Here is a 21,278-nt window from a genome sequence, read left to right on the forward strand (position 1 = left end):
CCGACCTCCCTCATGCGCCTGCTCACGGGCACCGCCTCCTGGACCGACCCCACGCTACTGGCCTGCGGGCGCTTCTACCCCGCGCACGCCCACACCCCCGAAGCCCGGCTGCGCCACTACGCCTCGCGATTCGGCCTGGCCGAGGCCGACGCCGGCTTCTACGCCCTGCCCACCGCGCAGACCACGCACCTTTGGGCGCAGCGCACGCCGGACGGCTTCGTCTTCAACGTGAAAGCCTACCGGCTCTTCACCGGCCACCAGACCCCGCTCTCGGCTCTGCCCGCGGACGTGCGGCGCGAACTCGCCGGCTGGCAGGCGCCGGTCATCTACGCCGACGGCATGCCCGGCGACCTTGGCGACGAGCTGTGGCGGCGCTTCCTGCTGGCCCTGGAGCCGCTGCGCCTGCCCGGCAAGCTGGGCGCGGTGCATTTCCAGTTTCCGCCCTGGGTGCGGCGCGACGCGCGCGGCCTGGCGCGCGTGGCCGAATGCGCGCGGCGCATGGAGGATTTCCTGGTGTCGGTGGAGTTCCGGCACGCGAGCTGGTTCGACGGCCCGCGCGCCACGCGGGACACGCTGGCCATGGAACGCGAGCTGGGCCTGGCCCATACCGTGGTGGACGCGCCGCAAGGAGTGGACAACACGGTGCCCGCGGTGTGGGCCTGCACGCACCCCGATCTCACGCTGCTGCGGCTGCACGGGCGCAATGCCGGCCGCTGGGGCGCCCGGGGCGCGGCGTCGTCGGGCCGTTTCCAGTACGAATACTCGCAGGAGGAGCTGGCCGAGCTGGCGCAACGCTTCGTCCGGCTGGCGCGGGAAAGCGCGCAGGCGCACGCCGTGTTCAACACCAACTTCGAAGACCAGGGCATGCGCAACGCCGCGGCGTTCCAGTCGGCGCTACGGGCGTATTGAGACGCGGTCCGCGGGGCGCGCCACTTCGGCCAGGGCGTCGAGCAGCACCTCGAACTTGCGCGCGATGTCGTGCTCGGGCACGCAGGCATAGCCCAGCAGCAGGCCCGAGCGGCGTCCCTCCTCGCCCGCGTAGTAGCGCGACAGCGGACGCGTCAGCACGCCGCGCGCCCGCGCCTCTTCCACCACCCGCAGGTCGTCCATGCCGTCCGGCAGGTTCAGCACCAGATGCAGCCCCGCCTGGCTGGCGTCGCGGTAGAGCCAGTCGGCGCCCAGACGCCGCTCGATGAGATTGACCAGCATGGCGCGCCGCCTGCCGTACAGCATGCGCATGCGCCGGATGTGGGCGGCGTAGTGTCCCTCGGAAATGAAAGCCGCCAGCGCCGCGTGCGTCATGAGGTGCCCTTCGCGGTACAGCTCGGCGTGCGCCGCCTGGAACGCGGCCGTCAGGCTCTTGGGCAGCACCAGGTACGCCACCCGCAGGCCGGGGTAGAGCGTCTTGCTGAACGTGCTCAGGTAGATGACGGGCGCGTCGGGCTCCAGCCCGAGCAGCGAGGCGATGGGACGCCCGGAGAAGCGGAATTCGCTGTCGTAGTCGTCCTCGATGATCCAGCTTCCGGCCTGGCGCGCCAGGGCCAGCAGCTGGCGGCGGCGCGCCAGCGACATCACCGGCCCCAGGGGGTACTGGTGCGAGGGCGTCACGAAAATGAAGCGCGGCGGCGCGCTGCCCGCGTCGGCCGGCACGCGCATGCCCTCTTCGTCGACGGGCAGGCGCACGGTGCGCACGCCGTTGGCGTGGAACACGCTGCGCGCTCCCCAGTAGCCCGGGTCTTCCGTCCAGGCCGTGTCGCCCGCGTCGCCCAGGATGCGGGTGACGAGGTCGATGGCCTGGTGCGAGCCCTCGGTGATGAGGATCTGCTCGGGATCGCAATCGATGGACCGCGTGATGGCCAGGTGCTGGGCCAGCGCCTCGCGCAGCGCCGGCAGGCCGCCGCCGTAGGCGTAGGTGAGCAGGTCGGGCGCGGGATTGCGCCACAGCGCGCTGTGGATGCGGGCGAACTTCTTGTGCGGGAACTCGGTGAGGTCGGGCACGCCGGGCATGAAGGCGCCCCATTGGTACGGCGAGGCCGAGACGCCTTCGACGATGGCCGCGCCGCGCGGCGAGAGCGCGGGCCGCGGGGCGGCGGCGCTGGCCTGGCGCGAGCGTCGGCCGCTGGCGAGATAGGAATCGGGCAGCGAGGCGTTGACGAAGGTGCCGTTGCCCTGGCGGCTGCGGGTGTAGCCTTCGGCCTGGAGCTGGCTGTATACGTGGACCACGGTATTGCGCGCGATGCCCAGCTCGGCCGCCAGGTCGCGCGTGGCGGGCAGGCGGGTGTCGGCGGCGATGGCGCCCTCCAGGATGGCCTCGCGGATGCCCTGGTACAGCCGGCGGTTCATGGGGCCGCTGGCGTCGGCCAGGCGCAGCTGCAGCAGGTCGCCAACGATGGAGCGCAATTGGTTCTACCAGTTTTACTAAAGTGGTTCTTACAAATGGAGCCATAGTAGCATTAAATAGGTGTTTTACCGCCCCCCCTGTCTCCGAGGTTGAGATGAAGAATCAGGATCTGAACACCCGCCGTTCCCTGGCCACGCCGCGCGGCGTCGGCGTCATGTGCGATTTCTATGCGGTGCGCGCCGAGAACGCCACGCTGTGGGATGCCGAAGGCAAGGAATACATCGATTTCGCCGGCGGCATCGCCGTGCTGAACACCGGCCACCTGCACCCCAAGGTGAAGGCCGCCGCCGCCGCCCAGCTCGACAACTTCACGCACACGGCCTACCAGATCGTGCCCTACGAGGGCTACATCTCGCTGGCCGAGCGCATCAACCGCCTCGCCCCCATCGACGGCCTGAAGAAAACCGCCTTCTTCACCACCGGCGTCGAAGCGGTGGAAAACGCCGTCAAGATCGCCCGCTCGGCCACCGGCCGCTCCGGCGTCATCGCCTTCACGGGCTCGTTCCATGGCCGCACCATGCTGGGCATGGCGCTGACCGGCAAGGTCGCCCCCTACAAGCTGTCGTTCGGCCCCATGCCGGGCGACATCTATCACGTGCCGTTCCCCAACGCCACGCAGTCCATCACCGTTGCCGACTCGCTCAAGGGCCTGGACCTGCTGTTCAAGGCCGACATCGATCCCAAGCGCGTGGCGGCCATCATCGTCGAACCCGTGCAGGGCGAAGGCGGCTTCAACATCACCCCGCCCGAGCTGATGACCGCGCTGCGCAAGATCTGCGACGAGCACGGCATCCTGCTGATCGCCGACGAAGTGCAGACCGGCTTTGCCCGCACCGGCAAGCTGTTCGCCATGCAGCACCACTCGGTGCAGGCCGACCTGATCACCATGGCCAAGAGCCTGGGCGGCGGCTTCCCGATCTCCGGCGTGGTGGGCCGCGCCGAAGTCATGGACGCGCCGGCCGCCGGCGGCCTGGGCGGCACCTATGCCGGCAACCCGCTGGCCGTGGCCGCGGCGCATGCCGTACTGGACGTGATCGAGGAAGAAAAGCTCTGCGAACGCGCCGCCCGGCTGGGCGAGAAGCTGCGCGCCCATCTCGAGGGCCTGCGCGCCAAGGTGCCGGCGATCGCCGACGTGCGCGGCCTGGGCTCCATGGTGGCGCTCGAGCTGAACGACCCGGCCACGGGCAAGCCCGACGCCGAGGCGGTCAAGCGCGTGCAGGCCCGCGCCATCGAGCGCGGCCTGATTTTGCTAAGCTGCGGTGTGTACGGCAACGTTCTGCGCTTCCTGTACCCCTTGACCATCCCCGACGCCCAGTTCGACCGCGCGCTGGAGATTCTGTCCGAATCCCTCGCGGCCTGACCCCGGCGAACCCACCGGCTTCACGGCCGGCGCGTGCCGCGGGCGTTGCGCCGCGCCGCCCTGTACGGCGGCGCGGGCAGCGCCCGCGGCCTTTGCCGGCCGACCATCCAATCAAGGAGACTCCAGCATGACCCAACTGCCTCGCCCCCTGAGCCGTCCCGACCTGCTGCGCGATGCCTGCTACATCGACGGCAAGTGGGTGGGCGCCGGCTCCGGCCCCGCCATTGCGGTGGACAACCCCTCCACCGGCAAGACCATCGTCTCCGTGCCCAAACTGGGCCGCAAGGAAACCGAGCAGGCCATCGCCAGCGCCAACGCCGCGCTGCCCGCCTGGAGCGCCAAGACCGGCAAGGAACGCGCCGCCATCCTGCTGAAGTGGGCCCAGCTCATGATGCAGCACCAGCAGGACCTGGCCACCATCATGACCGCCGAACAGGGCAAGCCCGTGACCGAGGCGGCCGGCGAAATCGCCTACGCGGCCTCGTTCCTGGAATGGTTCGGCGAAGAAGCCAAGCGCATCGACGGCGACGTGCTGCAAAGCCCCAAGGCCGGGCAGCGCCTGCTGGCGCTCAAGCAGCCCATCGGCGTCACCGCCGCCATCACGCCCTGGAACTTCCCGGCCGCCATGATTACCCGCAAGGCCGGCCCCGCGCTGGCGGCCGGCTGCACCATGGTGCTCAAGCCCGCCCAGCAGACGCCGCTGAGCGCCCTGGCCCTGGCCGTGCTGGCCGAGGAAGCCGGCGTGCCGCCCGGCGTGTTCCACGTCATCACCGGCAGCTCGCGCGAGATCGGCGCGGCGCTGTGCGAAAGCGACGTGGTGCGCAAGCTGAGCTTCACCGGCTCCACCGAAGTGGGCCGCACGCTAATGGAACAGTGCGCGCCCACCATCAAGAAGCTCTCGCTCGAACTGGGCGGCAACGCGCCCTTCATCGTGTTCGACGACGCCGACCTGGACCGCGCGGTGGACGGCATTCTCGCCTCCAAGTACCGCAACGCCGGCCAGACCTGCGTGTGCGCCAACCGCATCTACGTGCAGGCGGGCGTGTACGAGGAAATCGCCAGGCGCCTGGTCGAGAAGGTCCAGGCCATGAAGGTGGGCGACGGCTTCGCCGACGGCGTGACCCAGGGTCCGCTGATCGACGCCAACGCGGTGGAAAAGGTGCAGGAGCACATCGCCGACGCCACGGCGCACGGCGCCAAGGTCATCGCGGGCGGCAAGCCGCACGCGCTGGGCGGCACGTTCTTCGAGCCCACCGTGGTGCGCGACGTGACGCAATCCATGCGCTTCGCCACCGAGGAAACCTTCGGCCCCGTGGCCCCGCTCTTCCGCTTCGAAACCGAGGAAGAAGTGATCCGCATGGCCAACAACACCATCTTCGGCCTGGCCGCCTACTTCTACACCCGCGACTACGCCCGCATCTGGCGCGTCTCGGAAGGCCTGGAATACGGCATCGTCGGCATCAACACCGGCATCATCTCCAACGAGGTCGGCCCCTTCGGCGGCGTGAAGCAGTCGGGCCTGGGCCGCGAAGGCTCGAAGTACGGCATCGAGGAATACCTCGAGATCAAGTACCTCTGCGTGGACCTGGGAGGGTAAGGTCCACCCCCGGAGCGCCACGGGCGCGTCCCCTCCAGGGAGCGCCGCCACGGACCGGCAAAGCCGGATCCGTGCGGCCCTGGCCGGGAGGGCCGCGCCAAGCCGCCGCGCTTCTTCCTTGTGAAGACATGAGGACCGGCAGGGCGTGAAGGGGCGGGCTTCGGCCCGCCCCTTTTGCCGCCTGCGCGCCCGGCTTATCCCCGCAAATTGTGGACAACCCGGCCGAAAAGTCCTGGACAGTCTTGAAAAGCCCTTTTGATTCAATCCCTTGCGGAATGCGATCAAATGCCGCCCAGGCATGCTAGATTTGCGCGTTGCCTGGACGAATCACGATGAGCAGAACATTCACCCGCGAAGAGACGCGCCGGCTGGCGGCCATCCTGGCCGACACGGCCCAGGCCGAAGTCATGCCGCATTTCCGCAACCTGCCCGAAGGGGCCGTGCGCGGCAAGAGCTCGGCGCGCGACCTGGTCACCGACGCCGACGAAGCCGCCGAGCGCATGATCAGCGCGCGCCTGGCCAAGCTGTACCCCGGCGCCGTGCTGATCGGCGAAGAGGCGTCCACCCGCAATCCCGCCCTGCTGAACATGCTGGTCGATGCCGACCTGGCCTTCCTGATCGACCCCATCGACGGCACCCGCAATTACGTGGCGGGGCTGCCGCTCTTCGGCATGATGATCGCCGCCTGCCACCGCGGCGACGTAATCGCGGGCGTCATCTACGACCCCGTCCACCGCGACGCCGCGCTGGCGGTGCGCGGCGAAGGCGCCTGGGTGGAATACGAGCACGGCCGCCAGGCGGCGCTGGCCGTGGCCAGCCCGGCCCCGCCCTCGGAAATGGACGGCATGATCGCCACCGGCGCGCTGCCCGAGCCCCTGCGCACCACCGTCAACAGCCATCTGTCGCGGCTGGGCAGCACGGCCTCGCTGCGCTGCGCCGCGCACGAATACCGCATGCTGGCGGCCGGGCATTGCCACATCGCCTTCTACAACCAGCTCACGGCCTGGGACCACGCCGCCGGCTGGCTGCTGCACCGCGAGGCGGGCGGCTACGCCGCCCATTTCGACGGCTCGCCCTACAAGCCCACGCACCGCAGCGGCGGGCTGCTCTATGCGCCCGACGCGGGAAGCTGGCACGCCGCGCGCAAGGCGCTGCTGGGCGAGGAATAGCGGCGCGGCCCGAAGCCTGCGGCGCCCGCTCCTCGCTCAGGCCGGAGCGTACGCGGGCGGGGGCCCCGCGCGGCCGGCGGCCTCGCGGTAACGGCGGGGCGCGAGCCCGGTCAGCATCTTGAACTGGCGGGTGAATGCGCTGTGGTCGGTATAGCCGCAGCGCATGGCGATTTCCGTGATGGGCATGTCGGTGAGCAGCAGGCGGTGCGCGTGTTCCAGACGGGCCTTGTGGATCATCTGCCGCGGCGTCAGGTGGAACACGCGCTTGCAATACCGCTCCAACTGCGCGACGGACATGCCCGCGATGCGCGTGAGCTCCTGCATGGTCACCGGGCCGCCGAAATGGCGGCGTATGTGCGCTTCCACCGCCGCCAGCCGCCGGTAGGCCGGATGCGCGCCGCTGGCCGAGGGCAGGTCGACCGAAATGCCCATCAGGCCGATGATCGCATCGCGGCGGTCGCGGATCGGCCGCTTGTGCGTGAGGCACCAGCCCGGCTCCCGGCTGCCGAACAGGTGCAGCTCCAGCTGGTCCTGCAGGATCACGCCCTGCTTCAGCACGCGCCTGTCCTGCTCGGTGTATCCCGGCCCCAGGTGCGTGGGAAACACCTCCGCGCTGGTCTTGCCGAGCAGCGGCGCCAGCCGCTTCAGGCCGCAGCGCTGCACCAGCGTGCGGTTAGCCAGCAGATAGCGCGCCTGCAGATCCTTGACGAATATCGCGGCGGTGGGCACCGCGTCCAGAATCGGCAAGAACAGCGACAGGCCCGATACCAGCTCTTCGATACTCTCGGGGCGATGCGGAGCGCTTGCGCCATCCACGAGCTCCAGCAGGGTCTGCATCATGGGCATCCAGTCTCCGGCGCGTTTGGCAGGCCGAAATTATGGACATGCCGAACAAGGCGCGTCAACGCGCGGCTCCGCTCCCGCGGGGCGCCGCGCCGGCGAAATCGGAGCCGGCATCGCGACTGTGCCGATTTCATCGTTCCCGGCGGCAAAAACCATCAAGCGCCCGCCCGCCCCCGGGCCCAATAATTCAACGACCCTGACGCAGCCGACAGGCCCGGGCGCGGCGCGCGCCCGTCCGGAGCCGGCATGGAAATGCGCGGTTTCATTCATCGGATCCCATGGCACCGGGAGTTTCCCCGACCGTGCATTTATCGGACGCCGGCCGGGATGATCGATGGGAGATCGTCCGCGGACCTACGACAACCCATAAGGAGACACCATGCCAGGAAAGTTCAAGAAACAGCTCTCGCTGACCGACCTCACGTTCATCGGGCTGGGCGCCATATTCGGCTCGGGCTGGCTGTTCGCGGCCAGCCACGTTGCCGCGATCGCCGGACCCGCGGGAATTTTTTCCTGGCTGCTGGGCGGCTTCGCCGTGCTGCTGCTGGGCATCGTCTATTGCGAGCTGGGCGCGGCCCTGCCGCGCGCCGGCGGCGTGGTGCGCTACCCGGTGTACTCCCACGGTCCGCTGCTCGGCTACCTGATGGGTTTCATCACCCTGATCGCCTTCTCCAGCCTGGTGGCGATCGAGGTGGTCGCGTCGCGGCAGTATGCGGCCGCATGGTTCCCGGGCCTGACCAAGGCCGGCTCCAGCGAACCCACGCTCGCGGGCTGGCTGGTCCAGTTCGGCCTGCTCTGCCTCTTCTTCCAGCTCAACTACCGCAGCGTCAAGACCTTCGCCAAGGCCAACAACCTGGTCAGCGTGTTCAAGTTCATCGTGCCGCTGCTGGTCATCGGCGTGCTGTTCACCTTCTTCAAGCCGGAGAACTTCCAGGTCCAGGGCTTCGCCCCCTTCGGCCTGTCCGGCATAGAAATGGCGGTTTCCGCCGGCGGCATCATCTTCGCCTACCTGGGGCTCACGCCCATCATCTCGGTAGCCAGCGAAGTGAAGAACCCGCAGCGCACCATTCCGATCGCGCTGATTCTTTCCGTGCTGCTCTCGACGGCCATCTACGTGCTGCTGCAACTGGCCTTTCTCGGCAGCGTGCCCACCGCCATGCTGGCCGACGGCTGGGCCGGCGTCTCCAGCGAGCTCGCGCTGCCCTACCGCGACATCGCCATGGCCCTGGGCGTGGGCTGGCTGGCCTACCTGGTGGTCGCCGACGCGGTGATCTCGCCCAGCGGCTGCGGCAACATCTACATGAACGCCACGCCGCGCGTGGTCTACGGCTGGGCGCGGACCGGCACCTTCTTCAAGGTGTTCACCCGCATCGACGAGCCGTCGGGCATCCCGCGTCCCGCGCTGTGGCTGACCTTCGGCCTGTCGGTGTTCTGGACCCTGCCGTTTCCGTCCTGGGAAGCCCTGATCAACGTGGTGTCGGCCGCGCTGGTGCTGAGCTACGCCGTGGCGCCGGTGTCCGTGGCCGCGCTGCGCCGCAACGCGCCCGCCATGCCGCGCCCGTTCCGCGTCCGCTGCATGAGCGTGATCGGTCCGCTGTCCTTCATCATCGCCGCGCTGATCGTCTACTGGTCGGGCTGGGGCACCGTGTCCTGGCTGCTGGGCCTGCAGATCCTGATGTTCGCGGTGTACCTGCTGTGCGGCCGCCTGGTGCCCACCCGGCACCTCGACCTGCGCCAGCAGGTGCGCTCCTCGGCCTGGCTCATCGGCTTCTATGCCGCCACCATTGCGCTGTCCTGGCTGGGCAGTTTCGGCGGCCTGGGCGTGCTCGGCCATCCGCTGGACACCATCGCGGTGGCGGCGTGCGCGCTGGGCATCTATTACTGGGGCGCTGCGACGGGCGTGCCCGCCCACCTGGTGCGCCTGGCCGGAGACGATGAAAGCGAGACGGGCGCCGGCGCCGAGAGCCAGGACCGGGACCCCGGGAGCGCCTATGCCCGCGCTTCGTCCTGACGGTCCGGCCGTCTCCCCCTCCGCTCTTGCACGCTTCCAATGGACAGGTTCATGAAACGCATACATGTCATCGACTCCCACACCGGCGGCGAGCCCACGCGCCTGGTGATGCAGGGCTTTCCCGAACTGGCCGGCGCCACGCTGGCCGAAAAGCGCCATGCCCTGCGCGAGCATCATGACCAATGGCGCCGCGCCTGCCTGCTCGAGCCGCGCGGCAACGACGTGCTGGTGGGCGCCCTGTACTGCGCCCCCGAGTCGCCCGGCGCCGTTTGCGGCGTGATCTTCTTCAACAACGCCGGCTACCTCAACATGTGCGGCCACGGCACCATCGGTCTGGCCGCGTCCCTGCGCCACCTCGGAATGATCGGCCCGGGCGTGCACAGGTTCGACACCCCGGTCGGCCCGGTGAGCGCCACCCTGCACGAAGACGGCGCGGTGACCATCGGCAACGTGCCGGCCTACCGCTACCGCCGGCAGGTGCCGGTGGACGTCCCCGGCCACGGCCGCGTGCACGGCGACGTCGCCTGGGGCGGCAACTGGTTCTTCCTGGTTTCCGAACACGGCCAGTCGCTGCGGCTGGACAACGTCGAGGCGCTGACGGCATTCACCTGGTCGCTGCTCCAGGCGCTGCACGCCCAGGGCATCCACGGCGAAGGCGGCGCCCCGATCGACCACGTCGAGCTGTTCGCCGACGACGCCGAGGCCGACAGCCGCAATTTCGTCATGTGCCCGGGCAAGTCCTACGACCGCTCCCCCTGCGGCACCGGCACCAGCGCCAAGCTGGCGTGCCTGGCCGCCGACGGCAAGCTGGCGCCCGGCCAGACCTGGGTGCAGGCCGGCATCACCGGCAGCCGCTTCGAGGGCCGCTACGAATGGGAGGACGGCCGCATCCGCCCTTTCATCACGGGCCGTGCCTACATCACCGCCGACAGCACGCTGCTGATCGACGAACAGGATCCGTTCGCGTGGGGCATCTGAGCCTCCCGGCGCCCGCCTCTCCGCCTTCCCTATCCCGAACCGAACGCTTCAAGGAGCCACGACCATGACCGACAACATCTTCACCGGCTGCATTCCCGCCCTCATGACCCCCTGCACCGCCGCGCGCAAGCCGGACTTCGACGCCCTGGTGGCCAAGGGCCGCGAACTGGTCGGCCTCGGCATGAGCGCAGTGGTGTACTGCGGCTCCATGGGCGACTGGCCGCTGCTCACCGAGGCCGAACGCCAGGAAGGCGTGGCCCGCCTGGTGGCCGCGGGCGTTCCGACCATCGTCGGCACCGGCGCGGTCAATACGCGCGAGGCCGTCTCCCACGCGGCGCACGCCGCCAGGGTCGGCGCCCAGGGCCTGATGGTCATTCCCCGCGTGCTCTCCCGCGGCGCCTCGCCCGTCGCGCAGAAGGCGCACTTCTCCGCCATTCTCGCGGCCGCGCCCGGGCTGCCGGCGGTGATCTACAACAGCCCCTACTACGGCTTCCCCACCCGCGCCGACCTGTTCTTCGAGCTGCGCCGCGCGTTCCCCAACCTGATCGGTTTCAAGGAGTTCGGCGGCGCGGCCGACCTGCGCTACGCGGCCGAGCACATCGCGTCCCAGGACGAAGGGATCACGCTCATGGTGGGCGTGGACACCCAGGTCGTCCATGGTTTCGTCAACTGCAACGCCACCGGCGCCATCACCGGCATCGGCAACGCCCTGCCGCGCGAGGTGCTGCAGCTGGTGGCGCTGAGCAAGCAGGCGGCCCGGGGCGACGCCAGGGCGCGCCGCCTGGCCCGCGAACTCGAGGCGGCGCTGTCCGTGCTCTCGTCCTTCGATGAAGGCTGCGACCTGGTGCTCTACTACAAGCACCTGATGGTGCTCAACGGCGACACCGAATACACCCTGCACTTCAACGAAACCGACGCGCTCAGCGACGCGCAGCGCCGCTACGCCGAGAAGCAGTACGCGCTGTTCCGCCAGTGGCACGCCGGATGGTCGGCCGAGCAGGGCCTTGCCTGAGCCTCCCGCCCCGCCCGACAAGGATCCCTATGCCGAACGATTCCCGCAGCGACGGCGCGCCTGACGGCGCGGATGTGGACACGGACGTGGCCGTGGTGGGCGCCGGCATCATCGGCGTCGCCTGCGCCCTGGCGCTGGCCCGGCAGGGCCTGCGCGTCACGGTCATCGACGGCCAGGAGCCGGGCCGGGGCGCATCGTACGGCAATGCCGGGCACCTGGCGACCGAGCAGGTGTTCCCCATCGCCGACGCATCCATCCTCAAGCGCCTGCCGGCCATGCTCATGGACCCGCTGGGGCCGCTGCGCCTGGACTGGAAACACCTGCCGCGCGCGCTGCCCTGGTTCGCCCGCCTGCTGCTGAACCTGCGGCCCGCGCCTTTCCGGCGCACCGTGGCGGGCATCCGCGCGCTCAACGAAAACAGCCTGGATGCCTGGCGACGCCTGTTGCGGTCCATCGGAGGCGAGGACCTGCTCGTACAGGAAGGCTCTCTGCTGGTCTTCGAGCGGCCCGAATCGCGCCACGCGATCGACGCCCTGCGGGCGCGCCTGGAGCAGGAGGAGGTTCCGGTCGACACCTGGCGCGCCGGGGCGGTGCGCGATGCGGCGCCGCAATTGAGCGCGCACCTGCAGGGCGGGCTGTTCTTTCCCCGGACCGGGCATTTCGTCGACCCCTACCGCGTCGTGCTGCGCCTGGCGGAAGCGGCGCAAGCCTGCGGCGTGCGCTTTCTCAGGCGGCAGGTGCGGGGCGGCCGCCTGCGCGACGGCGGCGCTTGCGCCGGCGGGGTTGCGCTGGCGACCAGCCAGGGAGAGCTGCGCGCCCGCCGCGTGCTGATCGCCTGCGGCGCCCATTCGGCGGGACTCACAGCGCAACTGACCGGCATCCGGGTGCCGCTGGACACCGAGCGCGGCTATCACCTGAGCCTGCCCCGCGAACACGGGCGGCTGCCCTTTCCGGTCACGTCGCTGGAGCGCAAGTTCATCATGACGCCCATGGCCGGCGGGCTGAGGCTGGCGGGCACCGTCGAATTCGCCGGCCTCAAGCGGCCTGCCGACCTGAAGCGCGCCTGGCAACTGCACCGGCTGAGCCAGGGCCTGTTCGGCGCGGACCTCGATGCCGGCGACGCCACGGCCTGGATGGGTTTTCGTCCCTCCCTGCCGGACTCGCTGCCCGTCATCGACCGGGTCTGCGGCGGCCGGGTGCTGCTTGCCTTCGGCCACCAGCACCTGGGCCTCACCCACGCCGCGGTCACGGCCGAATGGATCGGGCAACTGGCCGCGCCGCCCGCCGCCGGCGCGCCGCGCGCCCTGCCCGACCTGGCCGCCTACCGCCTGGATCGCTTCTGACCCCGGTTTTCGAGCGCCCCGGAACAAGGGTTATCCCGGAGAGTTATCCCCACTATCTGTGGACAACCCTATGGAAAGGTCTGTAACAGGCCGGAAAAAGCCTTGCCGGCCAAGCACTTGAACAAACCGCTCAAAAACCGGCCGCGTCTTCGTCGCCGAGCAGCGCGGCCAGCGCCGGGGCGCAGGGCTGTTCCACCTTCAGCGTGAGGAGCGCGTCGGCGCGGGTATGGCCCAGGTTGATGGCTGCGATGGGCAGGCCGGCGCGCGCGGCCGCGGCCACGAAGCGATAGCCCGAATACACCATGAGCGACGAGCCCGCCACCAGCACCGCGTCCGCGGCCTCCAGCGCGGCGTTGGCGCGCGCCACCCGCTCGCGCGGCACGGTTTCGCCGAAAAACACCACGTCGGGCTTGACCACGCCGCCACAGCGCGGACAGGGCGGAATGCCGAAAGCGGAAAAGTCCATGCCTTCGAGGTCGGCGTCGCCGTCGGGCGCGTCGGCGGCCTCCAGCGCCGACCAGCCGGGATTGAGCGCGTCCAGCGCGCACTGCCAGTCCTTCCGGCCGCCGCGCCAGTCGCAGCGCATGCAGCGCACCTCGTCCAGCCTGCCGTGCAGGTCGACCACGGCGCGGCTGCCGGCGGCTTCATGCAGGCCGTCCACGTTCTGCGTCACGAGCAACTGCACCCGCCCGTGGCGCTCCAGTTGCGCCAGCGCGCGGTGGGCGGCATTGGGACGGGCGTGGCCGAAGCGCCGCCAGCCCACCATGCTGCGGGCCCAGTAGCGCGCGCGGGCCAGGTCGTCGCCCATGAAGGTCTGCAGCGTGATGGGCGGCTTGCGCTTCCATTCGCCCTGGGCGTCGCGGTAATCGGGGATGCCCGAGTCGGTGCTGACGCCCGCGCCCGTCAGCACGAAGAGGCGCGGATGGCGGTCCACGAAGCCGCGCAGCGCGGCCAGGTCGGAAACCCGCGTGTCCATGCGCCGGTCAGCCGCCCAGCCCGCAATCGGGCATGTCGCTCACCAGGCTGGCCTGAGTGACGTTGCTGCCGGGCGGCACGCTGCGCGTCAGCCACACGTTGCCGCCAATGGTGGACCCCTTGCCGATGGTGATGCGTCCCAGGATGGTGGCGCCCGCGTAGATCACCACGTCGTCCTCGATGAGCGGGTGGCGCGGCAGGCCCTTCTTGAGCTCGCCGTTCTCGCCCGGCGGGAAGCGCTTGGCCCCCAGCGTGACCATCTGGTAGAGCCGCACGCGGTCGCCGATGATGGCCGTTTCCCCGATGACCACGCCGGTGCCGTGGTCGATGAAGAAGCTGCGGCCGATGGTGGCGCCGGGATGGATGTCGATGCCGGTGTCGGCGTGCGCGATTTCGGCCACGATGCGCGCCAGCATGGGCACGCCCAGGCGGTACAGCACGTTGGCCAGGCGGTGGTGGATCATGGCATGCACGCCGGGGTAGCAGAGCAGCACCTCGTCCACGCTCTGCGCCGCCGGGTCGCCCTGGTAGGCGGCCAGCACATCCAGGTCCAGGGCCTCGCGCACGCGCGGCAGCTCGGCGCCAAAGCGGCGCACCAGCTCGATGGCGCGCTCGCGCGTGGCGGCCTCGGGCTCGGGATTGTCGCGCGCCACGTACTGCAGCTCCAGACAGACCTGCTGCAACAGCGCGTCCAGCGCCGCGCCGATGGTGTGGCCCACGTAGAAGTCCTCGACCTCTTCGCGCAGGTCGATGGGGCCCAGCCGCATGGGAAACAGCGCCCCGCGCAGGTCGTTGACGATCTGGCGCAGGCTTTCGCGGGACGGGAACTCGCGCACGCCGGCATGCTCTCGCAGGCGGCCGCGGGCGCCCCGCCACGCGATGCGCGCGCTGTGCAGCCGGGAAACGATGCTGTCCAGGTTCCAGTGGGCGGCCGGGAGCTTGGACGGCCCGTTCATCGCGCCCGCTCCTGGCGTGCGCCGGCCGGGCCGGAGTGGAATTGCGGTTCAGACATGGTAGTGCCTCGTTGACGGATACGGGCCGGGCGGACGGGAAGCCGCCCCGGCCCCAAAAGCCATAAGTACGTCAACTGTAACCGCTCCGGAGGGGCCGCCGGTATGCGTCCGACACGCCGCCGGGGTTATGGGGCCGGGCCGTCCTCGTCGTAGCCCTGCGGATTGCTGCGCTGCCAGCGCCAGCCGTCGGCGCACATGGATTCCACCCCTCGGGTGCTGCGCCAGCCCAGCATGCGCCGCGCCAGCGACGGGTCCGCCCACATCCGCTCCACGTCGCCGGGCCGCCGGGCCTGCACCTGCAGAGGAATGCGCAGCGCGTTCACGCGCTCGAAGGCGCCCACAAGCTCCAGCACGCTGGTGCCGCGCCCCGTGCCCAGGTTCAGCGCCACGAAGCCCGCGTTGGCGCAGGCATAGGCCAGCGCGCGCACGTGGCCCTCGGCCAGGTCCATGACGTGCAGGTAGTCCCGCACGCCGGTGCCGTCCGGCGTGCCGTAGTCGTTGCCGAATACGCGCAGATACGGCTGGCGGCCCACCGCCACCTGGGTGATGTAGGGAAAGAGATTGTTGGGCACGTCGCGCGGACTTTCGCCGATCAGGCCGCTGGGATGCGCACCGATGGGGTTGAAGTAGCGCAGCGTCACCGCGCCGAAATCCGGGTCGGCCGCGCACAGGTCCTGCAGCGCCTGCTCCACCATGAGCTTGGTGCGGCCGTAGGGATTGGCGGGCGCCACGGGATGCGACTCGGTGAACGGCAGCTCCTGCGGCTCGCCGTAGACCGTGGCGGAGGAGCTGAACACCAGCCGGCGCACGCCCGCCCCGCGCATGGCGCGCAGCAGCGCGAGCGAACCCGCCACGTTGTTCTCGTAATACTTGAGCGGATCGGCCACCGATTCGCCCACGGCCTTGCTGCCCGCCAGGTGCAGCACCGCCCGCACCGGCTCGCCGCGCGCCGCCGCGTCGGCGAACACCTCGTCCAGCAGCCCCGGCTGCCGGATGTCGCCCCGCACGAAGGGAATCTCCGCCCCGCACAGGCGCTCGACGCGCGACAGCGCCGCGGGGCAGCTGTTGCTGAAATCGTCGATCACCAGCGGGCGCATGCCGGCGGCCGCCATGGCCACCAGCGTGTGGGTGCCGATGTAGCCGGCGCCTCCCGTCACCAGCACATGGGTGCGGTCCATGGCGCGCCCCGTCAGAGATGGGCGGCCACGCCCGGCAGCCCCGCATGGCGCGGGCGCGGCGCCTGCGCATGGCTGCGGTAGCGGTCGATCCAGTACGAGGTGGAGGCGTCGTGGCCCCAGTCCACCAGCCCCGCTGACACCGGCACGGCCAGCTCGCGCTCGATGCCGGTGGCCAGGCGCTTGCCCAGCTCCACGCCCCACTGGTCGAACGGATTAATGCCCCATACCACGCTCTGCACGAAGACCTTGTGCTCGTAGAGCGCCAGCAGCGCGCCCAGCGAGCGCGGGTCGAGCTGGCGCATCACCACCAGGGTGGAGGGCCGTCCGCCCGGGTGCACCATGTGCCGCGCCAGGCTGAGCGCGCGCTCGCGGTCGTCGATGTGGGCCACGTCCAGCAGCGCCTGCTCCAGGCTCTTGCCGCGCAGCAGCGCCTGGCGCTGGGCCAGGCAGTTCGCCAGCAGCATGCGGTGCGCGTCGGGGCTGCCCGGATGGCCCTGGAGACTGGCGATGAAATCGACCGGCGCCCCGTCCTCGCTCTGGTGCAGCCACTGGAAGAAAGTGTGCTGTCCGTCGGTGCCCGGCATGCCCCAGATGATGGGCGCGGTGGGCACGCCCACGGGCTGTCCGTCGCCGGCCACGCGCTTGCCCAGCGATTCCATTTCGAGCTGCTGCAGATAGGTGACCAGGTGCAGCAGCCGCGCGCTGTAGGCGGCGATGTTGAGCGAGTTGTGGCCCTTGACGCTGCAATTGACCAGCCCGGCCAGCGCGAGCTGCACGGGCGCGTTGGCGCCGACGGGCGCCTGGCGGAAATGCTGGTCCATGGCTTCGGCGCCCGCGCGCATGCCGATCAGCACCTCGGCGCCCACGGTGAGCGCAATGGACAGCCCCGCCACCGACCACACGGAATACCGGCCGCCCACCCAGTCGCACATCTTGAAGACCTGGCTGCCCGGCACGCCCAGCGCGCGCGCGGCCGACGGATTGGCGGTGACGGCGGCCAGCTGCGCGCTGGCGTCCCTCACGCCGCCGTTGCGCAGCCAGGCGATGGCGGCGCGGGCGTTGTGCAGGGTTTCCGCCGTGGTAAAGGACTTGGACGAAATCACCACCAGGCAGCGCCGCGCGTCCAGCCCCGCCACCGCGTCGTGCAGCGAATGGCCGTCAATGTTGGACACGAAGCGGATCTGCCGGCGCTGGGCCGGCCCGCCGAAAGCCTGCACCGCGAGCCGGGGCCCCCAGTCGCTGCCGCCGATGCCGATGTGCAGCACGCTGGAATAGTCGCCCGCCTTGTCCAGCGCCCGCACATAGTCGAGCATGCGGGCGTACTCGCGCACGGACTCCGAGTCCTGGCCGTCGGGCGCTTCGCGCGTGCGGCCGGCGCGCAGCGCCGTGTGCCAGGCGGGCTTGCCCTCGGTCCAGTTGACCGGCCCGCCCTCGAACAGCGCATCGCGAGCCGCGGCCAGCCCGCGCGCCTCGAGCAGCGCCCGCCCGGCCTCCTCCAGCGCCGGCGACTGCCATTGCATGGTCAGGTCCACGCACAGGCCCGCCGCCTCTATCGTCTTCAGCGCGCCGGCGTCCAGGCGGGCCGCGTCCGCGGCCCGCGCGAACGCCTGCCATTGCGGGCTGTCCGCCAGGCTGGAGCCGGCTCCCGGCGCCGCTGTCCCATTATTGGCCTTACCCATCGCGTGATGCTCCTTAAAACGGTAAACGAACATGAGGCGCAACGCGGCGCAGCGCATTGCGGAAGTCCTCTTCGATACGGGCCAGCGCGGCCACGGTGTCTCCTTCGAAACGCAGCACCACCGAAGAAGTGGTGTTGGACGGCCGGGCCAGCCCGAAGCCGTCGGCATAGTCCACCCTCACCCCGTCCAGGTCGTTGATCGACACAGCGCCGGGGAACTCCCCCTGCGCGCGCAAGGCGTCGACCAGGGCGAACTGCTCGCCCTCGGCGGTTTCCAGCTTGATCTCCGGCGTGGCGCAGGATTGCGGCAGCTGCTCCAGCAGCGTGGAGGGGTGCGGCGCGGCCGAGACGATCTCCAGCAGGCGCGCGGCCGCGTACAGGCCGTCGTCGAAGCCGTACCAGCGCTCCTTGAAGAACATGTGCCCGCTCATCTCGCCGGCCAGCAGCGCGCCGGTTTCGCGCATGCGCGCCTTGACCAGCGAATGGCCCGTGCGGCACATGGTGGCGCGCCCGCCCGCCTCTTCCACCGCGCGCGCCACGTGCCGGCTGCACTTCACGTCGTACAGGATCTCGGCGCCCGGATTGCGCGCGAGCACGTCGCGGGCGAAGAGGATGAGCTGGCGGTCGGGCCAGATGATCTGGCCCGACTTGGTGACCACGCCCAGGCGGTCGCCGTCGCCGTCGAATGCCAGCCCGACTTCGCAATCGGAATAGCGCAGGCAGTAGATGAGATCCTGCAGGTTGTGGGGATCGGCGGGGTCCGGGGCGTGCCCCGGAAACGCGCCGTCCACTTCGCAGAACAGTTCGGTGACTTCGCAGCCCAGCGCGCGGAACAGCGCCGGGGCGACCGCGCCCGCCACGCCGCTGCCGCAGTCGATGGCCACCTTCATGGGACGCGCCAGGCGGATGTCGCCCAGGATGCGCGCCACATAGCAGGGCTGGATCTGCATCTGCGTGCGGCCGCCCGGCACGGCGGCGGCCTCCGCCGGCGCCAGCATGGCGTCGCGCAGCGCCTTGATGCCCTCGCCATACAGCGCGGCGCCTTCCATCACGATCTTGAAGCCGTTGTGGACGGGCGAATTGTGGCTGCCCGTGACGGCGATGCCCGTGCCCGTGTCCATGAGCCACGTGGCGAAATACATCATGGGCGTGGTGGACATGCCGATGTCGATCACGTGCACGCCCGCGGCCCGCAGGCCGGCCTGCAGCGCGGCGGAAAGCTCCACGCTGCTGGCCCTGCCGTCGCGCCCCACCACGATGGCGCGCACACCCTGCTCCAGCGCCCGCGCACCGGCCGCCAGGCCCAGGCCGTGCGCGAAGCGCGCGTCGATTTCGTCCGGTACTGTTCCCCTGATGTCGTATGCCTTGAATACCGTATCCCGAATTTGCGGGTTCTCCCAGCCAAACGTCCCGTGCATGCCAGCTTCTCCAGGTGGCGGTGGTTGTCGTTATTTGGAACCCGTCTGCTTGAAATCTCCGTAGTAGGCCGCGCGGGAATAGCGGTAGCCGCCGTACTTGGACCGGAAGTTGAACCGCTCCGGCAGCAGCTTGAGCCCATTGAACAGCACGCCGTCCACCGGCGCGCCGGCCTGGATGAGCCGCTTGGCGGTTTCGCGGATCTCGCCCACCGTGTTCATGCCCGATCGCACCACCACCATGACGGCCGCCGCGTGCGTGCCGACCACGGCCGCATCGGGCGAGGACAGCACGGGCGCGGTGTCCAGGATGACCATGTCGTACTGGGTGGACAGCTCGCGCAGGGTTTCGCCGAACACGGGCGAGGCCATCAGCTCCGAGGGATCGAAGGTGACCGCGCCGGTGGAAATGAAGTCCACGCCCTCGGCCACGCTGTGGCGGCGCACCTGCGCCAGCGGCACGGTGCCCGTCAGCACCTCGAACAAGCCGTCTTCCTTGGGCACGCCGAAATACTTGTGGAGCTGGCCCTTGCGGAAATCAGCGTCGATCAGCAGCACGCGCTTGCCCACGCCGCCCTGGATGAAGGCGAAGTTGGCCGACAGGAACGACTTGCCCACTCCCGCCACGGGCCCGGTGAACATGACCATGTTGTTGGCCGAGTGGCGCAGCGACGCCTGCAGCACGTTGCGGAAAGACCGCAGGCTTTCGATGGGCGGCGAGCTGCCCTCGCTTTGCGCCAGCAGCGCGGGCACCGAGGCGTTCTTGCGGCGGCTGCGCTTCCAGAGCCTGTCCTGCACGTCGCTGTAGGGAATGGCGGCCAGCACGGGCAGGCCGGTATGGCGCTCCACGTCCTCGGGTTCGGACAGCCCGCCGAACAGCGCGTTGCGGACGAAGGCGCACAGCACGCCGAAGATCAGGCCGATGGCCGTGGCCACGGCGATGATGATGGCGGCCTTGGGACGCACGGGCTTGTCGGGTTCGACGGCCGCATCGACGATGCGCACGTTGCCGATCTTGCCGGCGCGGATCAGACGCAGTTGCTGGGCGTTGTTGAGCAGCGCGGTATACAGCTCGGTGTTGACGCGCACGTCGCGCACCAGGCGCACCACATCCTGCTCCAGGTCGGGCAGCTGCTTGATGTTGCCGCCGATGCGATTCACGTCGCCCGTCAGCGAGGCGATCTGGCGGTCGATGGCCACGATGCTCGGGTGGCTGGGCGAGAAGCGGGTGATGAGCTCCTGCCGCTTGGCGCGCAATTCCATGACCTTGGTCTGGGCGTCCACCGACTGCGCCAGGATCAGCTTGGCTTCCTCGCTGAGATCGATGGTGCCGCGCTTGTTGCGCAGGGCGTTGTACTTGGTTTCGGCCGCGTCCAGCTCGCTCTTGAGCTTGGGCAACTGCTGCTCCAGGAAACCGAGCGACTTCTCAGCCTGCGCCGCCTTGCGGTTGACGTTCTGCTGCACGTATTCCTGGCCGATCTCGTTCAGGATGGCGGTGGTGAGCGCCGGGTCGTTGCCCTCCAGCGTCACGCCGATCACGCCCGAGGCGCGGCCGCGTTCGAAGATGCCCAGATGCGACTGCACGTCCTCGATGGCGGCCAGGCGCGAGGTGCGCGACACCACGAATTCGGTGCCCGGACGGCCCGAGATGGCGTCCACGTGCACGTCCAGCGCGCCGCCGCCCGGCAGCAGGAAATGCTCGGGCTTGCCTACCGTGCCCTTGAAGGTGGCGCCGGTGATCTTGTCGTTCAGCGTGTAGCGGCCCTCGCCCAGGGTCGTGATGCGAAAGGGCTTGCCCAGCCATTCGTTGGGCACGTCGAGCTGCGAGACGGAAATGGATTCGCCGCCCCAGGCATAGCCGCCATGCGGCAGGCTGGCCAGGAAGGGCAGGCTTTCGTGGCGGCGCGCCAGCCATTCGCCCACCACGGGGAAATACCGCGGCTTGGCGTGGATGTACAGCAGGAACTTGTCCACGGCGGGGCCGACCACCATGCGCGAGCGCAACACCTCCATCTCGCCCGAGGTTTCCGCCTTGGTGTCGAATATGGCGGAGACGTCGCCGAGCAGGCTGCGCGCCTGGCCGTTGGGCTGCTCTTCCTCCACCTGCACGATGATGTCGGCCGAATAGACGGGCGGCGTCACCATGATGTAGATCGCCGCCCCCAGGAAGGCCAGCATGGTGAAGGCAATGATCAGCCAGCGGTTCGTGAAGATCGCGTCGACGTGCGACGTCAGCGGCGTCTCCTGCTGGCGCGCCGGGACGGGCGGCTCAAAGGATTCGATAGGCAACGACATGCAGCTCTCC

General features: G+C 69.9%; 15 protein-coding genes and 1 pseudogene. 8 read left to right on the plus strand and 8 right to left on the minus strand.

Translation table 11 applies throughout. The features are described 5' to 3' along the window. The first annotated feature begins 12 nt into the window (after positions 1–12). Positions 13–909, plus strand: coding sequence for a DUF72 domain-containing protein (locus NGJ44_RS13115; RefSeq protein ID WP_251864198.1), 897 nt, complete (start codon positions 13–15; stop codon positions 907–909). Here NGJ44_RS13115 and pdxR read toward each other — a convergent pair. After that, positions 895–2,400 (minus strand): MocR-like pyridoxine biosynthesis transcription factor PdxR, encoded by a 1,506-nt coding sequence (pdxR, locus tag NGJ44_RS13120; RefSeq protein ID WP_353506958.1) that lies wholly within the window; start codon positions 2,398–2,400, stop codon positions 895–897. The two genes, NGJ44_RS13115 and pdxR, sit on opposite strands and share 15 nt — an antisense overlap. A gap of 95 nt (positions 2,401–2,495) precedes the next feature. Between pdxR and NGJ44_RS13125 the strand changes: the two genes are divergently transcribed. The 3 genes from NGJ44_RS13125 to NGJ44_RS13135 all read left to right on the plus strand — a co-directional run bounded on the left by NGJ44_RS13125 (position 2,496) and on the right by NGJ44_RS13135 (position 6,527). After that, entirely contained in the window at positions 2,496–3,761 is a 1,266-nt protein-coding gene (locus NGJ44_RS13125; protein WP_053245052.1) for a 4-aminobutyrate--2-oxoglutarate transaminase, read from the plus strand. Between the two features lie 127 nt (positions 3,762–3,888). Beyond that, positions 3,889–5,358, plus strand: coding sequence for an NAD-dependent succinate-semialdehyde dehydrogenase (locus NGJ44_RS13130; RefSeq protein WP_053245053.1), 1,470 nt, complete (start codon positions 3,889–3,891; stop codon positions 5,356–5,358). A gap of 332 nt (positions 5,359–5,690) precedes the next feature. Further along, positions 5,691–6,527: an inositol monophosphatase family protein gene (locus NGJ44_RS13135; protein WP_053245054.1), complete on the plus strand. Its 837-nt coding sequence runs from the start codon at positions 5,691–5,693 to the stop codon at positions 6,525–6,527. A 36-nt stretch (positions 6,528–6,563) separates the two neighbouring features. Here the strand turns inward: NGJ44_RS13135 and NGJ44_RS13140 are convergent, their stop codons facing one another. Continuing rightward, positions 6,564–7,367 carry an AraC family transcriptional regulator gene (locus tag NGJ44_RS13140; protein ID WP_251864199.1) on the minus strand — a complete coding sequence of 268 codons (804 nt, stop codon included), beginning with the start codon at positions 7,365–7,367 and terminating at the stop codon, positions 6,564–6,566. Between the two features lie 382 nt (positions 7,368–7,749). Between NGJ44_RS13140 and NGJ44_RS13145 the strand changes: the two are divergent. The 4 genes and pseudogenes from NGJ44_RS13145 to NGJ44_RS13160 all read left to right on the plus strand — a co-directional run. Beyond that, positions 7,750–9,306, plus strand: a pseudogene (locus tag NGJ44_RS13145) (APC family permease); the annotation flags it as partial. A gap of 126 nt (positions 9,307–9,432) precedes the next feature. Further along, positions 9,433–10,359 carry a 4-hydroxyproline epimerase gene (locus NGJ44_RS13150; protein WP_053245066.1) on the plus strand — a complete coding sequence of 309 codons (927 nt, stop codon included), beginning with the start codon at positions 9,433–9,435 and terminating at the stop codon, positions 10,357–10,359. A 64-nt stretch (positions 10,360–10,423) separates the two neighbouring features. Continuing rightward, complete coding sequence (locus NGJ44_RS13155) at positions 10,424–11,371, plus strand: dihydrodipicolinate synthase family protein (RefSeq protein WP_053245057.1); 948 nt, start codon at positions 10,424–10,426, stop codon at positions 11,369–11,371. A 29-nt stretch (positions 11,372–11,400) separates the two neighbouring features. After that, on the plus strand, positions 11,401–12,714 hold the full coding sequence (locus tag NGJ44_RS13160) for an NAD(P)/FAD-dependent oxidoreductase (protein WP_053245058.1): 1,314 nt from the start codon (positions 11,401–11,403) through the stop codon (positions 12,712–12,714). A gap of 130 nt (positions 12,715–12,844) precedes the next feature. Here NGJ44_RS13160 and NGJ44_RS13165 read toward each other — a convergent pair whose 3' ends face one another. The 6 genes from NGJ44_RS13165 to NGJ44_RS13190 form a co-directional block, all read right to left on the minus strand. Further along, the gene (locus tag NGJ44_RS13165) at positions 12,845–13,690 is read right to left on the minus strand and encodes an NAD-dependent protein deacetylase (RefSeq protein ID WP_053245059.1); all 846 of its coding nucleotides are present in this window, start codon (positions 13,688–13,690) and stop codon (positions 12,845–12,847) included. A gap of 7 nt (positions 13,691–13,697) precedes the next feature. After that, complete coding sequence (epsC, locus tag NGJ44_RS13170; RefSeq protein ID WP_053245060.1) at positions 13,698–14,645, minus strand: serine O-acetyltransferase EpsC; 948 nt, start codon at positions 14,643–14,645, stop codon at positions 13,698–13,700. 182 nt (positions 14,646–14,827) lie between these two features. Then, complete coding sequence (galE, locus tag NGJ44_RS13175) at positions 14,828–15,880, minus strand: UDP-glucose 4-epimerase GalE (RefSeq protein ID WP_053245061.1); 1,053 nt, start codon at positions 15,878–15,880, stop codon at positions 14,828–14,830. An 11-nt stretch (positions 15,881–15,891) separates the two neighbouring features. Continuing rightward, complete coding sequence (pgi, locus tag NGJ44_RS13180) at positions 15,892–17,559, minus strand: glucose-6-phosphate isomerase (RefSeq protein WP_251864200.1); 1,668 nt, start codon at positions 17,557–17,559, stop codon at positions 15,892–15,894. A 13-nt stretch (positions 17,560–17,572) separates the two neighbouring features. Continuing rightward, positions 17,573–18,976, minus strand: a complete 1,404-nt coding sequence (locus tag NGJ44_RS13185) for a phosphomannomutase/phosphoglucomutase (RefSeq protein WP_251864201.1) — start codon at positions 18,974–18,976, stop codon at positions 17,573–17,575. A gap of 30 nt (positions 18,977–19,006) precedes the next feature. After that, entirely contained in the window at positions 19,007–21,268 is a 2,262-nt protein-coding gene (locus tag NGJ44_RS13190; protein WP_053244770.1) for a GNVR domain-containing protein, read from the minus strand. Between the last annotated feature and the right edge of the window lie 10 nt (positions 21,269–21,278).

The sequence above is a fragment of the Achromobacter sp. Marseille-Q4962 genome, assembly GCF_943737005.1.
Classification (GTDB): Bacteria; Pseudomonadota; Gammaproteobacteria; order Burkholderiales; family Burkholderiaceae_B; genus Achromobacter.

Coding starts and splice junctions, on each gene's coding strand:
- NGJ44_RS13155 (WP_053245057.1), top strand. CDS start 10,424: ATGACCGACAACATCTTCACCGGCTGCATTCCCGCCCTCATGACCCCC.
- NGJ44_RS13160 (WP_053245058.1), top strand. CDS start 11,401: ATGCCGAACGATTCCCGCAGCGACGGCGCGCCTGACGGCGCGGATGTG.
- NGJ44_RS13115 (WP_251864198.1), top strand. CDS start 13: ATGCGCCTGCTCACGGGCACCGCCTCCTGGACCGACCCCACGCTACTG.
- NGJ44_RS13185 (WP_251864201.1), bottom strand. CDS start 18,976: ATGCACGGGACGTTTGGCTGGGAGAACCCGCAAATTCGGGATACGGTA.
- pgi (WP_251864200.1), bottom strand. CDS start 17,559: ATGGGTAAGGCCAATAATGGGACAGCGGCGCCGGGAGCCGGCTCCAGC.
- NGJ44_RS13140 (WP_251864199.1), bottom strand. CDS start 7,367: ATGATGCAGACCCTGCTGGAGCTCGTGGATGGCGCAAGCGCTCCGCAT.
- NGJ44_RS13165 (WP_053245059.1), bottom strand. CDS start 13,690: ATGGACACGCGGGTTTCCGACCTGGCCGCGCTGCGCGGCTTCGTGGAC.
- epsC (WP_053245060.1), bottom strand. CDS start 14,645: ATGAACGGGCCGTCCAAGCTCCCGGCCGCCCACTGGAACCTGGACAGC.
- NGJ44_RS13125 (WP_053245052.1), top strand. CDS start 2,496: ATGAAGAATCAGGATCTGAACACCCGCCGTTCCCTGGCCACGCCGCGC.
- galE (WP_053245061.1), bottom strand. CDS start 15,880: ATGGACCGCACCCATGTGCTGGTGACGGGAGGCGCCGGCTACATCGGC.
- NGJ44_RS13135 (WP_053245054.1), top strand. CDS start 5,691: ATGAGCAGAACATTCACCCGCGAAGAGACGCGCCGGCTGGCGGCCATC.
- NGJ44_RS13130 (WP_053245053.1), top strand. CDS start 3,889: ATGACCCAACTGCCTCGCCCCCTGAGCCGTCCCGACCTGCTGCGCGAT.
- NGJ44_RS13190 (WP_053244770.1), bottom strand. CDS start 21,268: ATGTCGTTGCCTATCGAATCCTTTGAGCCGCCCGTCCCGGCGCGCCAG.
- NGJ44_RS13150 (WP_053245066.1), top strand. CDS start 9,433: ATGAAACGCATACATGTCATCGACTCCCACACCGGCGGCGAGCCCACG.